The organism is Citrobacter amalonaticus, assembly GCF_002918555.1.
Taxonomy (GTDB): domain Bacteria; phylum Pseudomonadota; class Gammaproteobacteria; order Enterobacterales; family Enterobacteriaceae; genus Citrobacter_C; species Citrobacter_C amalonaticus_A.
The window spans coordinates 301,526-316,742 of the sequence record NZ_PQMB01000001.1; the positions used below are offsets into that span (position 1 = coordinate 301,526).

17 protein-coding genes are annotated in these 15,217 nt (G+C 55.6%); 15 read left to right on the forward strand and 2 right to left on the reverse strand.

All coding sequences use genetic code 11. The features are described from left to right. The first annotated feature begins 218 nt into the window (after positions 1-218). The 4 genes from fliD to amyA all read left to right on the forward strand — a co-directional run bounded on the left by fliD (position 219) and on the right by amyA (position 3,973). Positions 219-1,622, forward strand: coding sequence for a flagellar filament capping protein FliD (fliD, locus tag C3432_RS01520; RefSeq protein ID WP_103774936.1), 1,404 nt, complete (start codon positions 219-221; stop codon positions 1,620-1,622). 15 nt (positions 1,623-1,637) lie between these two features. Then, positions 1,638-2,045 carry a flagellar export chaperone FliS gene (gene fliS / locus C3432_RS01525; RefSeq protein WP_103774937.1) on the forward strand — a complete coding sequence of 136 codons (408 nt, stop codon included), beginning with the start codon at positions 1,638-1,640 and terminating at the stop codon, positions 2,043-2,045. Continuing rightward, positions 2,045-2,416 carry a flagella biosynthesis regulatory protein FliT gene (fliT, locus tag C3432_RS01530; RefSeq protein WP_103774938.1) on the forward strand — a complete coding sequence of 124 codons (372 nt, stop codon included), beginning with the start codon at positions 2,045-2,047 and terminating at the stop codon, positions 2,414-2,416. The genes fliS and fliT overlap by 1 nt, the downstream gene beginning before the upstream one ends. 69 nt (positions 2,417-2,485) lie before the next feature. Continuing rightward, complete coding sequence (gene amyA, locus C3432_RS01535) at positions 2,486-3,973, forward strand: alpha-amylase (RefSeq protein WP_103774939.1); 1,488 nt, start codon at positions 2,486-2,488, stop codon at positions 3,971-3,973. 39 nt (positions 3,974-4,012) lie between these two features. Here the strand turns inward: amyA and yedD are convergent, their stop codons facing one another. Beyond that, complete coding sequence (yedD, locus tag C3432_RS01540; protein ID WP_103774940.1) at positions 4,013-4,426, reverse strand: lipoprotein YedD; 414 nt, start codon at positions 4,424-4,426, stop codon at positions 4,013-4,015. Positions 4,427-4,590: 164 nt separating this feature from the next. Between yedD and yedE the strand changes: the two genes are divergently transcribed. Further along, the gene (gene yedE / locus C3432_RS01550) at positions 4,591-5,817 is read left to right on the forward strand and encodes a selenium metabolism membrane protein YedE/FdhT (RefSeq protein WP_258041588.1); all 1,227 of its coding nucleotides are present in this window, start codon (positions 4,591-4,593) and stop codon (positions 5,815-5,817) included. Further along, entirely contained in the window at positions 5,814-6,047 is a 234-nt protein-coding gene (gene yedF, locus C3432_RS01555) for a sulfurtransferase-like selenium metabolism protein YedF (RefSeq protein WP_000790504.1), read from the forward strand. The genes yedE and yedF overlap by 4 nt, the downstream gene beginning before the upstream one ends. A gap of 193 nt (positions 6,048-6,240) precedes the next feature. Here yedF and fliE read toward each other — a convergent pair whose 3' ends face one another. Beyond that, positions 6,241-6,555, reverse strand: coding sequence for a flagellar hook-basal body complex protein FliE (gene fliE, locus C3432_RS01565; protein WP_103774942.1), 315 nt, complete (start codon positions 6,553-6,555; stop codon positions 6,241-6,243). 216 nt (positions 6,556-6,771) lie between these two features. On the opposite strand from fliE, the gene fliF reads away from it, so the two are divergent. From fliF to fliN, 9 genes are all read left to right on the forward strand, one after another. Next, positions 6,772-8,469 carry a flagellar basal-body MS-ring/collar protein FliF gene (gene fliF, locus C3432_RS01570; RefSeq protein WP_103774943.1) on the forward strand — a complete coding sequence of 566 codons (1,698 nt, stop codon included), beginning with the start codon at positions 6,772-6,774 and terminating at the stop codon, positions 8,467-8,469. Next, the gene (gene fliG / locus C3432_RS01575; protein ID WP_103774944.1) at positions 8,462-9,460 is read left to right on the forward strand and encodes a flagellar motor switch protein FliG; all 999 of its coding nucleotides are present in this window, start codon (positions 8,462-8,464) and stop codon (positions 9,458-9,460) included. Before fliF ends, fliG begins: the two co-directional genes overlap by 8 nt. Beyond that, positions 9,453-10,166: a flagellar assembly protein FliH gene (fliH, locus tag C3432_RS01580; RefSeq protein ID WP_103774945.1), complete on the forward strand. Its 714-nt coding sequence runs from the start codon at positions 9,453-9,455 to the stop codon at positions 10,164-10,166. The genes fliG and fliH overlap by 8 nt, the downstream gene beginning before the upstream one ends. Continuing rightward, a complete protein-coding gene (gene fliI, locus C3432_RS01585; protein ID WP_103774946.1) occupies positions 10,166-11,536 on the forward strand; it encodes a flagellar protein export ATPase FliI in 1,371 nt (456 codons plus the stop codon). The genes fliH and fliI overlap by 1 nt, the downstream gene beginning before the upstream one ends. A gap of 21 nt (positions 11,537-11,557) precedes the next feature. Further along, positions 11,558-12,001 (forward strand): flagellar export protein FliJ, encoded by a 444-nt coding sequence (gene fliJ / locus C3432_RS01590; protein ID WP_103774947.1) that lies wholly within the window; start codon positions 11,558-11,560, stop codon positions 11,999-12,001. Continuing rightward, the gene (gene fliK, locus C3432_RS01595; RefSeq protein WP_103774948.1) at positions 11,998-13,224 is read left to right on the forward strand and encodes a flagellar hook length control protein FliK; all 1,227 of its coding nucleotides are present in this window, start codon (positions 11,998-12,000) and stop codon (positions 13,222-13,224) included. Before fliJ ends, fliK begins: the two co-directional genes overlap by 4 nt. Positions 13,225-13,328: 104 nt before the next feature. Next, a complete protein-coding gene (fliL, locus tag C3432_RS01600; RefSeq protein WP_103774949.1) occupies positions 13,329-13,796 on the forward strand; it encodes a flagellar basal body-associated protein FliL in 468 nt (155 codons plus the stop codon). 4 nt (positions 13,797-13,800) lie between these two features. After that, complete coding sequence (gene fliM, locus C3432_RS01605; protein WP_103774950.1) at positions 13,801-14,805, forward strand: flagellar motor switch protein FliM; 1,005 nt, start codon at positions 13,801-13,803, stop codon at positions 14,803-14,805. After that, positions 14,802-15,215: a flagellar motor switch protein FliN gene (fliN, locus tag C3432_RS01610; protein ID WP_103774951.1), complete on the forward strand. Its 414-nt coding sequence runs from the start codon at positions 14,802-14,804 to the stop codon at positions 15,213-15,215. The genes fliM and fliN overlap by 4 nt, the downstream gene beginning before the upstream one ends. Positions 15,216-15,217: the final 2 nt, after the last annotated feature.

Here is a 15,217-nt window from a genome sequence, read left to right on the forward strand (position 1 = left end):
CTGTTGCCCACGGTTTCTCACCGTAACCCTTGTATCGGCACCTTAAATTCGAACTTTAGATAATTTTTAGCTTCCGCTGACTTTTTTCTTAGCCCACGAAATAACCACTTTATTAGCCATTAATCTGCGCATTATTTTCACGAAATTATCATTAAACTTTGCCATCAGATTGCCGATAAAGCGCTTATCTACTGTTTGCAATCATAAGGAAGAAGGCCATGGCTTCAATTTCATCACTGGGCGTCGGATCTAACTTACCGCTGGACACGCTGCTGGCTAACCTGACCACCTCTGAAAAAGGACGTTTAACCCCTATCACGACACAGCAGAGCGCAAACACTGCAAAGTTAACGGCCTACGGCTCGCTAAAAAGCGCGTTAGAAAAATTCCAGACCGCGAACACCGCGTTAAATAAAGCCGATCTGTTTAAAACCACGGTCGCCTCCAGTACCACCGAAGACCTTAAAGTTAGTACAACCGCAGGGGCGGCTCCGGGGACGTATAAAATTACGGTCAATAATCTTGCCGCAGCACAATCCCTGGCAACCGATGCGACCTTCGCCACCACCAAAGAACAGCTTGGCGACACCTCGGTTTCCTCACGCACCATTAAAATTGAACAACCAGGACGCGAAAAACCGCTGGAGATTAAGCTCGATAAAGGCGACACCTCCATGGAAGCGGTTCGTGACGCGATCAACGATGCCGATAGCGGAATTTCCGCCAGTATCGTGAAAGTCTCTGAAGATAAGTATCAACTGGTACTTACCGCAGCCAGCGGCACTGACAACACGATGAAGATTTCTGTTGAGGGGGACAGCAAACTTAACGATTTACTGGCCTATGACAGCACCACCGGCACCGGCAATATGAAGGAGCTGGTAAAAGCGGAGAACGCTGAGCTTAACGTCAACGGGATAGACATCGTTCGTCAGAGCAATACGGTGACGGATGCGCCGCAGGGTCTGACGTTAAATCTGACGAAAAAAGTGACGGATGCCACCGTGACCGTCACGAAAGATGACGCGAAAGCAACCGAAGCCATTAAAGGCTGGGTGGACGCCTATAACTCTCTGGTTGATACCTTCAGCACTCTGACAAAATACAATGAAGTCGAGCCCGGCGAAGTATCCAGCGATAAGAACGGCGCGCTTCTCGGCGACAGCGTGCTGCGCACCATTCAGACCGGCATTCGCGCTCAGTTTGCTAACAGCGGCAGCAACTCTTCGTTCAAAACAATGGCTGAGATTGGCATCACTCAGGACGGAACGACCGGTAAGCTGAAAATTGATGATGATAAGCTGGCTAAATCCCTGAAAGACAACACGGCATCCGTGCGCGAGTTGCTGGTCGGCGATGGCAAAGAGACCGGGATCACCACCAAAATTGCGACCGAAGTGAAAGGTTACCTGGCCGATGACGGCATTATCGATAATGCGCAAGACAATATTAACGCCACGCTGAAAAGTCTGACCAAACAATACCTGTCGGTCAGCAACAGCATTGATGAAACGGTCGCTCGTTATAAAGCCCAGTTTACCCAACTGGATACCATGATGAGCAAGCTCAATAACACCAGTTCTTATCTCAGCCAGCAATTTTCGGCGATGAGTAATTCCTGATAACACGAGGTAGACATGTATTCCGCGAGCGGTACTAAAGCGTATGCGCAGGTTGGCGTGGAGAGCGCCGTGATGAGTGCCAGTCCACACCAGCTGATTGAGATGTTATTTGACGGCGCAAACAGCGCCTTAGTACGCGCTCGTTTGTTTATGCAGCAGGGTGAAACCACCGCCAAAGGCGAAGCCATAAGCAAGGCGATCAACATTATCGACAACGGCCTTAAAGCCGGTCTGGATCAGGAGAAAGGCGGTGAGATAGCCGCCAATCTTTCCGATCTTTACGACTATATGGTTCGCCGCTTGTTGCAGGCTAACTTGCAAAATGACATTCAGTCGCTCGAAGAAGTTGAAGGGTTACTCAGCAACATTGCAGATGCCTGGAAACAGATCTCACCCAAAGCATCTTCCCAGGAGTCTCGTTAATGACCTTAGACGTGGAGTTTATCAACCGTTGGCAGCGCATCGCGCTGCTGAGTCAGTCGCTGTTAGAGCTTGCACAGCGTGGTGAGTGGGACCTACTACTGGAACAGGAAGTTACCTACTTACAAAGTATAGAAACGGTCATGGAAGCACAAACTCCACAGGGCATTACGCGAAGTGTCCAGGATCTGGTTGCTGGCTATATCAAGCAGACGCTGGATAATGAGCAGATCCTCAAAGGCTTGCTACAACAGCGCCTCGACGAACTGAGTCATTTGATCGGCCAGTCAACCCGCCAGAAATCGCTGAATAACGCTTACGGTCGCCTCTCCGGTATGCTTCTGGTACCTGACGCGCCAGCCGCACCACAATAATGTCCCGCCACGTTGCAAAAAATCTTCCATACTCCAGAGGTCGGCTTGTCGACTTCTGGAGCAAGGAAGATGAAAAACCCCACGTTGTTGCAGTACTTTCACTGGTATTACCCCAATGGCGGCAAACTCTGGTCTGAACTGGCTGAGCGCGCTGATGGCCTCAATGATATCGGTATCAATATGGTCTGGTTACCGCCTGCTTATAAAGGGGCGTCGGGCGGGTATTCAGTCGGCTACGACTCATACGATCTGTTTGATCTGGGTGAATTTGATCAGAAAGGCTCCGTCGCCACCAAGTATGGTGATAAAGCTCAGCTGCTGGCAGCAATCGACGCCCTGAAAAGAAATGAGATCGCTGTACTACTTGATGTGGTGGTGAACCACAAAATGGGCGCCGACGAAAAAGAGGCGATACGGGTTCAGCGAGTCAATGAAGATGACCGCACGCAAATCGATGACGAGATCGTGGAGTGCGAAGGCTGGACGCGTTACACCTTCCCCGTTCGCGGCGGGCAATACTCACAGTTTGTCTGGGATTTTAAGTGCTTTAGCGGGATCGACCACATTGAAAATCCGCATGAAGATGGCATCTTCAAAATCGTCAACGACTACACCGGTGAGGGCTGGAACGATCAGGTTGATAATGAACTGGGTAATTTCGATTATCTGATGGGCGAGAATATTGATTTCCGCAACCATGCGGTAACCGAGGAGATAAAATACTGGGCGCGCTGGGTGATGGAGCAAACCCACTGCGACGGTTTTCGTCTCGACGCCGTGAAGCATATTCCGGCGTGGTTCTATAAAGAATGGATCGAGCACGTTCAGGAGGTTGCGCCAAAACCGCTGTTTATCGTTGCCGAGTACTGGTCGCACGAAGTGGACAAGCTGCAAACCTATATTGACCAGGTTGACGGCAAAACGATGCTGTTCGACGCCCCGCTACAGATGAAATTCCACGAAGCCTCCCGCCAGGGACGCGACTACGATATGAGCCAGATCTTTACCGGCACGCTGGTAGAGGCCGACCCGTTCCACGCCGTCACGCTGGTTGCTAACCATGACACCCAGCCGCTACAGGCTTTGGAAGCCCCCGTTGAAGCCTGGTTTAAGCCACTGGCCTATGCGCTGATTCTGTTGCGGGAAAACGGCGTTCCGTCGGTTTTCTACCCGGACCTCTACGGCGCGCACTATGAAGACACTGGCGGCGACGGCGAGACTTATACCATCGACATGCCGATCATTGAACAACTTGATGAACTGATCCTTGCCCGCCAGCGCTTCGCCCACGGCATACAGACGTTGTACTTCGACCATCCCAACTGTATCGCCTTTAGCCGCAGCGGCACGGATGACGATCCCGGCTGCGTGGTGGTGCTCTCCAATGGGGATGATGGCGAAAAAACCATTAATCTCGGGGAAAATTATGCCAATAAAACCTGGCGTGATTATCTGGGGAATCGGGAAGAGAGCGTGGTTACCGACGAAAACGGAGAGACGACATTCTTCTGCAACGGCGGCAGCGTCAGCGTGTGGGTGATTGAAGAGGTCATTTAACAAAAACCCCGGCAGTAACATCCTGTCGGGGTAGCCTTTTTACGGCAGCGGCGTCGCCAGCGGCGCTTTTTCTAATGCAGCGGCGCATTCTACCGTTGGGCGATCCACACGCTGCAGGGTCATGCCGTCATACTCAATCGTATTCCCTTCGCGTTCGATCTCATAAAGCTCACGCTTCATTGTTACGTTCGTCAGATCGCCGGAGAGCATGGTGAGTTTTCCCGGCAGCGCAATAACGCGCTGCCATTGACGACAGTCAAGCGTATCGCCCTCTTTGGTTACCACCAGACTGGCGATGGCTTCAGGACTCACCAGCTTGCGCTGCGGACCCGTGGTCTGCCAGTAGCCTTCCAGTCCTGCCGGTGCCGGCGTCTTCACAACATCTTTATAATTTTCCACCTCGGCGCAGCCGGCTAATACCAGTAGCGCGCCCACGATTGCTAATTTTTTCATCATTCATCCTGCATGCGAAGAAAAGTGGATTGTGGCATTAAAGCCCTGATGTCGCCAGCCTTTACAGAAACCGGCCTCAATTGATCCATCCGGTATTACCGCTTATTAGTAGTGGGGCAAAACCGGTGGGCGGTGTAATATTCGCACTTCTTATTTCACACCTTCTGAGTTCAGAGGCTAAACACATGTCATGGCAACACTTCAGGCAGGCCTGGTTAATCAAATTCTGGGCGCCAATCCCTGCGGTTATCGCGGCGGGCATTCTCTCCACTTACTATTTTGGCATCACCGGCACCTTCTGGGCCGTGACGGGTGAATTTACCCGCTGGGGCGGGCAAATCCTGCAACTGTCTGGCATTCATGCCGAAGAGTGGGGGTATTACAAACTGATTCATCTGGAAGGAACACCGCTGACCCGCATCGACGGGATGATGATTATTGGCATGTTTGGCGGCTGCTTTGCCGCTGCGCTGTGGGCCAACAACGTCAAACTGCGCATGCCGCGTAGCCGTATTCGTATTATGCAGGCGATTGTTGGTGGCATGATTGCCGGTTTCGGCGCACGCCTGGCGATGGGCTGCAACCTCGCCGCTTTCTTCACCGGGATCCCGCAGTTCTCTCTGCATGCGTGGTTCTTTGCGCTGGCCACCGCCATTGGCTCATGGTTTGGCGCACGTTTCACTCTGCTGCCGGTGTTCCGTATACCGGTTAAAATGCAGAAAGTCTCCGCCGCCTCGCCGCTGACGCAGAAGCCTGATCAGGCGCGCCGCCGCTTCCGTCTGGGGATGCTGGTCTTTATCGGCATGATCGGCTGGGCGTTATTGACGGCCGTGAATCAACCGAAGCTGGGGCTGGCAATGCTGTTCGGCGTCGGGTTTGGTCTGCTGATTGAACGCGCGCAAATCTGTTTCACCTCTGCCTTCCGCGATCTGTGGATCACCGGCCGCACCCATATGGCAAAAGCGATCATCTTCGGGATGGCGGTGAGCGCAATAGGTATTTTCAGCTACGTGCAGCTTGGAGTGGAAGCGAAAATCATGTGGGCAGGTCCTAACGCGGTCATCGGCGGTCTGCTGTTTGGTTTTGGCATCGTGCTGGCGGGCGGTTGCGAAACCGGCTGGATGTACCGCGCCGTAGAAGGCCAGGTACACTACTGGTGGGTAGGATTGGGCAACGTTATCGGCTCGACCCTTCTGGCGTACTACTGGGACGACTTTGCCCCCGCGCTTGCCACCAACTGGGATAAAGTGAACCTCCTCAACACGTTTGGCCCGCTGGGCGGCCTGCTGGTCACCTACCTGCTGCTGTTTGCCGCGCTGATGCTGGTAATCGGTTGGGAAAAACGTTTCTTCCGTCGCGCCGGGTTGACCCCTGCTAAGGAATCCGCATGAAAAATATCGTTCCTGATTATCGTCTGGATATGGTTGGTGAGCCCTGCCCCTACCCGGCCGTCGCCACGCTGGAGGCGATGCCACAGTTGAAGAAAGGTGAAATTCTGGAGGTGGTGAGCGACTGCCCGCAGTCAATTAATAACATCCCGCTGGATGCGCGCAACCATGGTTATACGGTGCTGGATATTCAGCAGGACGGACCAACCATCCGCTATCTGATTCAGAAGTAAACCGCATCTCCCGCGACCGCTGGCCGCGGGAGAGAATACCGGCTGACTAAGCGCCTGGTCCTCCAGGCGTCATTGGCGCAGGCAGTTTGAACACGGACAGCGCGGAGCAACCGGAGCGTACACGGAGTACGTGAGGATGGCGAGAACTGCCCAGTTTCAAAATGGCAAGCAAAATAGCCTGATGGGCCAGACTCTAAACCTGCATGGACATCACTTCCTGATACGCTGACACCAGCTTGTTGCGCACCTGAATTCCCATCTGCATCGACACCGAGGCTTTTTGCATATCGGTCATCACATCGTTGAGCGCTATACCGGGTTCACCCAGGGTAAACTTTTCCGCCTGCACCCGCGCCGCATTCTGCGTGTCGCTGATCCTTCCTAACGCCGCATGAAGCTCACCGGCAAAGCTCACGGTCGGTTGCGGTAATGCCTCTTGCGTCCGGGCGCCCGTTGCCGTCGCCTGGAGCTGACTGATAACGCCTTCGATCCCCTGTATTGCTGACATGCTTATCCCCTGGATGGTTTTTTACACAGCAGAGACTACCAGCTTGTCAATGAGATAAAGGCGCTAAATAACGATAAAAAACCACGGTTTTTAGCGCATAGAAAAAATCGAAACCGCAAATAATGAAACCGTCTATTTTTTGAGTTTGCTGACCCGGGAGTGAGTCTTGTTCCACTTTGCAAAAAAAGCCGTCCACAATCGGTCACGAGGTGCGAGATGAGTGCGACTGCATCAACTGCAACCCAAACTAAACCTCTCGAGTGGCTTAACCGTCTGCGCGCGAATCCCCGAATTCCGCTGATTGTGGCCAGTTCTGCTGCCGTTGCTATTGTTGTGGCGATGGTACTGTGGGCGAAATCACCTGACTACCGCACCTTGTTCAGTAATCTGTCCGATCAGGATGGCGGCGCCATCGTGACCCAGTTGACCCAGATGAACATTCCTTATCGCTTCGCTGAGGGGAGCGGCGCGATCGAAGTCCCCGCGGACAAGGTGCATGAATTGCGTCTGCGCCTGGCCCAGCTTGGGCTTCCAAAAGGCGGCGCAGTGGGCTTTGAATTGCTGGATCAGGAGAAGTTCGGCATTAGCCAGTTCAGCGAACAGGTAAATTACCAGCGCGCCCTGGAGGGCGAACTGGCCCGCACCATCGAGACGCTCGGCCCGGTAAAAAGCGCCCGCGTGCATCTGGCGATGCCGAAACCGTCCTTATTTGTACGTGAACAAAAATCCCCTTCGGCTTCCGTCACCGTGAATCTGGAACCCGGTCGCGCGCTGGATGAAGGGCAAATCAGCGCGGTTGTGCATCTGGTTTCCAGCGCCGTCGCCGGTTTACCGCCGGGTAACGTTACGCTCGTCGATCAGAGCGGTCATCTGTTAACCCAGTCAAATACTAACAGCCGCGATCTGAACGACGCCCAGTTGAAATACACCAGCGATGTTGAAAGCCGCGTCCAGCGTCGTATCGAATCGATCCTGTCGCCCATCGTCGGCAACGGTAACGTTCACGCCCAGGTGACCGCGCAGCTGGATTTCGCTAACAAAGAGCAGACAGAAGAGCAGTATCGTCCAAATGGCGATCCCTCACAGGCCGTGCTCCGTTCACGCCAGCTTAACGAAAGTGAACAATCCAGTTCGGGTTATCCCGGCGGCGTACCTGGCGCACTGTCAAACCAGCCTGCCCCTGCTAACACCGCGCCGATCGCCATACCGCCGACGAATCAACAGAATGCGCAGAACGGACCAAACGCCCAACAGCAACAGCAAACGACCAGTAGCAATAATAATAACGCCGGACCGCGCAGCACTCAGCGTAACGAAACCAGTAACTATGAAGTCGACCGTACTATCCGCCACACCAAAATGAACGTGGGCGACGTACAGCGCTTGTCGGTAGCTGTCGTGGTTAACTACAAAAACCTGCCGGACGGCAAACCGTTGCCGTTGACCGCCGATCAAATGAAGCAGATTGAAGATCTGACCCGCGAGGCGATGGGCTTCTCTGACAAGCGTGGCGATACCCTGAACGTGGTGAACTCACCGTTTAGCGCAGCAGATGATACTGGCGGCGAGCTGCCATTCTGGAAAAAACAGGCCTTCATTGATCAGCTGCTCTCCGCAGGTCGCTGGCTGCTGGTCGCGCTGGTGGCCTGGCTGCTGTGGCGCAAAGCGGTTCGTCCACAGCTGACTCGCCGTGCTGAAGAGGCGAAAGTCGCGCAGGAGCGGGCGCAGATTCGTCAGGAGACAGAAGAAGCAGTGGAGGTTCGTCTCAGCAAAGATGAACAAACCCAGCAGCGCCGCGCTAACCAGCGTCTGGGGGCTGAAGTCATGAGCCAGCGTATTCGCGAAATGTCAGATAACGATCCGCGCGTCGTGGCGCTGGTCATTCGCCAGTGGATGAGTAACGATCATGAGTAATACCCTTACCGGCACCGATAAAAGCGTCATCCTGCTGATGACCATTGGCGAGGACCGCGCGGCGGAGGTCTTCAAGCACCTCTCTCAGCGTGAAGTCCAGTCCCTGAGTGCGGCAATGGCCAACGTTCGTCAGATCTCCAACAAACAACTAACCGATGTGCTGTCAGAGTTTGAGCTGGAGGCTGAACAGTTCGCCGCCCTCAACATTAATGCCAACGAATATCTGCGTTCCGTACTGGTGAAAGCGTTGGGTGAAGAGCGCGCCGCCAGCCTGCTGGAGGATATTCTCGAAACCCGCGATACCGCCAGCGGCATTGAAACGCTCAATTTCATGGAGCCGCAAAGCGCCGCCGACCTTATTCGCGACGAACACCCGCAGATCATCGCCACCATTCTGGTACACCTCAAGCGTGGCCAGGCGGCCGATATTCTGGCGTTGTTCGACGAACGCCTGCGCCACGATGTGATGCTGCGTATTGCCACCTTCGGCGGCGTACAGCCTGCCGCGCTCGCGGAACTGACCGAAGTTCTGAACGGTCTGCTCGACGGTCAGAATCTCAAGCGCAGCAAAATGGGTGGCGTAAGGACGGCAGCGGAAATTATCAACCTGATGAAAACCCAGCAGGAAGAAGCGGTCATTAGCGCCGTGCGCGAATTCGACGGCGAGCTGGCGCAGAAGATTATCGACGAAATGTTCCTGTTCGAAAACCTGGTGGACGTGGACGACCGCAGCATCCAGCGTCTGTTGCAGGAAGTGGATTCCGAATCGTTGCTGATCGCTCTGAAGGGGGCGGAACAGCCGCTACGCGAGAAGTTCCTGCGCAACATGTCGCAACGTGCCGCCGATATCCTGCGCGACGATCTTGCCAACCGTGGCCCGGTGCGTCTGTCGCAGGTGGAAAACGAACAGAAATCGATTCTGCTTATCGTGCGTCGTCTGGCAGAAACCGGCGAGATGGTGATCGGCAGCGGCGAGGATACCTATGTCTAACGAGCTGCCGTGGAAAATCTGGACCCCGGACGATCTCGCGTCTCCCCTGGCAGAGTTTATCCCTGCCGGACAAAGCGAAGCGCTGACAGAAACAGAAGAGGAAGGCGACGAGCCGGAATTGAGCGCTGAACAGCAACTTGAGCTACAGCTGGCGCAACTGAAAATCCAGGCTCACGAGCAGGGCTATAACGCCGGTCTGGCGGAGGGCCGTCAGAAAGGCCATGAACAGGGCTACCAGGAAGGCATCGCGCAAGGTCTGGAGCAAGGGCAAGCGCAGGCACGCTCACAGCAGGCGCCTGTTCATGCCCATATGCAGCAGCTGGTAAGCGAGTTTCAGAACACCCTTGATGCGCTGGACAGCGTAATCGCTTCACGCCTGATGCAAATGGCGCTGGAGGCGGCGCGTCAGGTGATTGGACAGACGCCTGCGATAGACAACTCGGCATTGATTAAGCAGATCCAACAGCTGTTACAGCAAGAACCATTGTTCAGTGGTAAGCCTCAGCTTCGCGTTCACCCTGACGATCTCCAGCAGGTGGAAGAGATACTCGGCGCCACACTCAGCCTGCACGGCTGGCGTCTGCGCGGCGACCCGACGTTGCATCACGGCGGCTGCAAAGTCTCTGCCGATGAAGGCGATCTGGACGCCAGCGTCGCCACCCGCTGGCAAGAACTCTGCCGTCTGGCAGCGCCTGGAGTCGTCTGATGACCTCACGCCTGACCCGCTGGTTGAATACGCTGGATAACTTCGAGGCAAAAATTGCGCAGCTTCCGGCGGTACGCCGCTATGGACGCCTGACCCGCGCCACCGGGCTGGTACTGGAGGCGACGGGTTTACAGCTGCCGCTCGGCGCTACCTGCGTGATTGAGCGCCAGGAAGGTACTGAAACCCACGAAGTCGAAAGTGAAGTCGTGGGTTTCAACGGTCATCGACTGTTTTTGATGCCCCTGGAAGAGGTGGAAGGGATTTTGCCTGGCGCCCGCGTCTACGCCAAAAAAATCGCCAGCGAAGGACTGCAAAGCAGTAAACAGCTGCCGCTCGGTCCGGCACTGTTAGGTCGGGTACTGGACGGCAGCGGTAAACCGCTCGACGGACTGCCCTCCCCCGACACCGGCGAAACGGGCGCGCTGATCACCCAGCCGTTTAACCCGCTCCAGCGCACGCCGATTGAGCATGTTCTTGATACCGGCGTGCGTGCGATCAACGCCCTGTTGACCGTGGGACGCGGCCAGCGCATGGGGCTGTTTGCCGGTTCCGGGGTGGGTAAAAGCGTCCTGCTCGGCATGATGGCCCGCTATACCCGTGCCGACGTCATTGTCGTGGGGTTAATTGGCGAGCGTGGACGCGAAGTCAAAGATTTCATCGAAAATATTCTCGGTGCGGACGGGCGTGCACGTTCGGTCGTCATCGCCGCTCCGGCTGACGTCTCTCCCCTGTTGCGTATGCAGGGTGCGGCGTATGCCACCCGAATCGCGGAAGATTTTCGCGATCGGGGGCAGCACGTGCTGCTGATTATGGATTCCCTGACCCGTTATGCGATGGCGCAGCGTGAAATCGCCCTGGCGATCGGCGAGCCACCGGCAACCAAAGGTTACCCGCCTTCGGTGTTTGCCAAACTCCCGGCTCTGGTTGAGCGTGCCGGGAACGGCATTCATGGCGGCGGCTCGATCACCGCCTTTTACACGGTGCTGACCGAGGGTGATGACCAGCAGGATCCGATCGCCGATTCCGCGCGTGCGATCCTCGACGGTCATGTTGTGCTGTCACGCCGTCTGGCCGAGGCCGGGCATTATCCGGCGATTGATATCGAAGCGTCGATCAGCCGCGCAATGACCGCGCTCATCAGTGAACAGCACTATGCCAAAGTACGCCATTTTAAACAGCTGCTGTCGAGCTTCCAGCGTAACCGCGATCTGGTCAGCGTGGGGGCATATGCCAAAGGCAGCGACCCGATGCTGGACAAAGCCATCGCGCTCTGGCCGCAGCTGGAGGCGTTTTTACAGCAAGGGATTTTTGAACGGGCAGACTGGGAAGATTCTCTCCAGGCACTGGATCTCATTTTCCCGACGGGGTGATAACCCACAGGAGTCATCGTCATGGCAGAACATGGAGCACTGGCAACACTCAAAGATCTCGCCGAAAAAGAGGTGGATGACGCCGCGCTGTTATTAGGTGAAATGCGCCGCGGATTTCAACAGGCTGAAGAGCAGCTGAAAATGCTGATCGAGTATCAAAATGAGTACCGGACTAACCTGAATACCGATATGAGTCAGGGAATTGCCAGCAATCGCTGGCTCAACTATCAGCAATTTATCCAGACGCTGGAAAAGGCGGTCGAACAACATCGCCAGCAATTAACGCAGTGGACGCAGAAAGTTGATGTTGCGCTTAACGGCTGGCGTGAGAAAAAACAGCGGCTACAGGCATGGCAGACTTTACAAGACAGACAAAGCGCGGCGGCCCTGTTGGCTGAAAACCGCCTGGACCAGAAAAAAATGGATGAATTTGCTCAGCGTGCTGCAATGAGGAAACCTGAATGATCACTTTGTCCCAACTGCTTACCCCTGATGCAGAGCTTACAACCGGCCTTCAGGCCGGTAAATCAGCGGATTCGGCGCAGGATTTTCTGGCGCTGCTGGCTGGCGCACTGGGTACCGGCGATGTCCAGGGGAAAGATGCCCCGCTGTCGTTTGCCGATCTGCAGGCGGCCAGCAGTAAACTGCAAAAGGGTTTGCTGAAACAAGATGGCAACGCGCCGCATAGCCTTACGCTCAACGACCTGCTGGCGGCTCAGGACAATCCCCCTGATGCGGTGCTCAAGGGGCTGGGTGACGCACAGCAACTGCTGTCGACGCTGACGCCGTCGCAGAAGAGCAGCGCCCTAACCGCGCTGAACAAATCCGTGCAACAGGATGAACAAAATAGTGCGCTCAGCGATGAGGAGCTCGCCAGCCTGAGCGCATTATTTGCCATGTTGCCCGGCCAGCAGCCTGTTGTGCCCGCAGATAAAAGCCTGGTCACCGGGGGCAGTGCTTCTCTGACTACGCCATTGCGCCCTGCTCCGAAAGCCGCCTCGCCAGACATGGCCGACACGCTGACAACGGGCGACTCAAGAAAAGGCAAAACGGATACAGCCCTACCGGGCGTAGCGACGGATACCGCTTATGGTCAGCCATCAGCCCCTGCAGTGGCTGCCGTGGCCGTCGCTGCAACCCATGCTGAGACAGAGAGCACGCCCGCTCCGGTGACGCAGGGTGTGGCTATGACCAGCGTTGGCAGTCAACCAACGCACGCGCAGCCGCTGCCAGCCGCCCCCGCGCCGGTATTAAGCGCCCCGCTGGGCAGCCATGAATGGCAACAGTCGCTCAGTCAGCACATTACCTTGTTTACCCGTCAGGGCCAGCAGAGCGCCGAGCTGCGTCTGCATCCGGAAGATCTGGGCCAGGTCCATATCTCCCTGAAGCTTGATGATAACCAGGCTCAGTTACAGATGGTTTCCGCTCACAGCCACGTACGCGCCGCGCTGGAGGCCGCCCTGCCGGTTCTGCGCACACAGCTTGCTGAAAGTGGGATCCAGCTTGGACAGAGCAATATAAGCAGCGAGAGTTTTGCCGGACAACAGCAGTCCTCATCCCAGCAACAGCAAACGGCCCGCACGCCTGCCCAGGAAACGCCGTTAGCTGACGGCGATATCGATCTGGCCGTTCCTGCCTCATTGCAGTCTGCGGCGCGCGGCACTGGCGCGGTCGATATCTTCGCCTAACGCCAGAGGTAGCATGATTATCCGCGTCTTTTCCACGCTTTGCCGTGGATAAGACACGGGATAATCAGCCAATAAGCTGTACCGAAACAGGAAGCCCGTATCAGATGACTGATTCCGCGATGAGCAAAAAGAGTAAGCGCAAAATTTGGATCCCGTTGCTGGTGTTAATCACCCTCGCGGCCTGCGCCACCGCAGGCTATAGCTACTGGCGCCTGCAACAGAAGGCCGACGCCCACGTCAAAGCGGAACCGCCCCCCCCACCAGCGCCGGTATTCTTTGCACTGGATACTTTCACCGTTAACCTGGGCGATGCGGACCGGGTGCTGTACGTCGGCGTGACGCTGCGCCTGAAAGATGAGGCGACCCGTTCCCGCTTAAGCGAATATCTGCCGGAGGTGCGCAGCCGTCTTTTGCTGCTGTTTTCTCGTCAGGATGCCGCCGTGCTGTCCACCGAAGAGGGCAAGCAAAAGCTGATCGCGGCAATCAAAGAGACGCTTGCCACTCCGCTCGTTGCCGGGCAACCCAGGCAGGAAGTCACCGACGTTCTGTATACAGCTTTTATTCTGCGGTAAAGACATGGGCGATAGTATTCTTTCTCAGGCTGAAATAGACGCGCTGCTCAATGGAGACAGCGAGACTAAAGACGAACCGACTCCGGGTATTGCTGGCGAAAGCGATATTCGCCCTTATGACCCCAACACCCAGCGCCGCGTGGTGCGTGAACGTTTGCAGGCGCTGGAGATTATCAATGAACGCTTTGCACGACAGTTCCGCATGGGGCTGTTTAACCTGCTGCGCCGCAGCCCGGATATCACCGTTGGCGCGATCCGCATTCAGCCCTATCACGAATTTGCGCGTAACCTGCCGGTACCGACCAACCTGAACCTGATCCACCTGAAGCCGCTGCGCGGTACCGGGTTAGTGGTGTTCTCACCGAGTCTGGTATTTATCGCCGTGGATAACCTTTTCGGCGGCGACGGTCGTTTCCCGACCAAAGTAGAAGGCCGCGAATTTACCCATACCGAACAGCGCGTGATTAATCGCATGCTGAAGCTGGCGCTTGAGGGCTACAGCGATGCCTGGAAAGCCATCAACCCGCTGGAAGTGGAGTATGTGCGTTCCGAGATGCAGGTGAAGTTCACCAACATCACCACCTCGCCGAACGATATTGTCGTCAACACGCCGTTCCACGTTGAGATTGGTAACCTGACCGGTGAGTTCAATATCTGCCTGCCGTTCAGCATGATAGAACCGCTGCGCGAGTTGCTGGTCAATCCCCCGCTGGAAAATTCGCGCCATGAGGATCAGAACTGGCGCGATAACCTGGTGCGGCAGGTTCAGCACTCAGAACTGGAGCTGGTTGCCAACTTTGCCGATATTCCGCTGCGCCTTTCTCAGATTTTAAAACTCCAGCCCGGCGATGTGCTGCCGATAGAAAAACCTGACCGCATTATTGCTCATGTGGACGGTGTGCCGGTGCTGACCAGCCAGTATGGCACCCTTAACGGTCAGTACGCGCTACGCGTGGAACATTTGATCAACCCGATTTTGAATTCGCTGAATGAGGAACAGCCCAAATGAGTGACATGAATAATCCGTCCGATGAAAACAATGGTGCATTGGACGATCTGTGGGCTGACGCGTTGAACGAGCAAAAAACGACTCCGGCGAAAAGCACCGCTGACGCGGTATTCCAGCAGCTTGGCGGCGGCGATGTGAGCGGTACCCTGCAGGATATCGACCTGATCATGGATATTCCGGTAAAGCTGACCGTTGAGCTGGGCCGCACCCGGATGACCATTAAAGAATTGCTGCGCCTGACGCAGGGTTCTGTCGTTGCTCTGGACGGTCTGGCCGGTGAACCCCTGGATATTCTGATTAATGGTTATCTGATAGCCCAGGGTGAAGTGGTGGTCGTTGCCGATAAATACGGCGTGCGGATTACCGACATCATCACGCCGTCCGAACGTATGCGTCGCCTGAGCCGTTAACC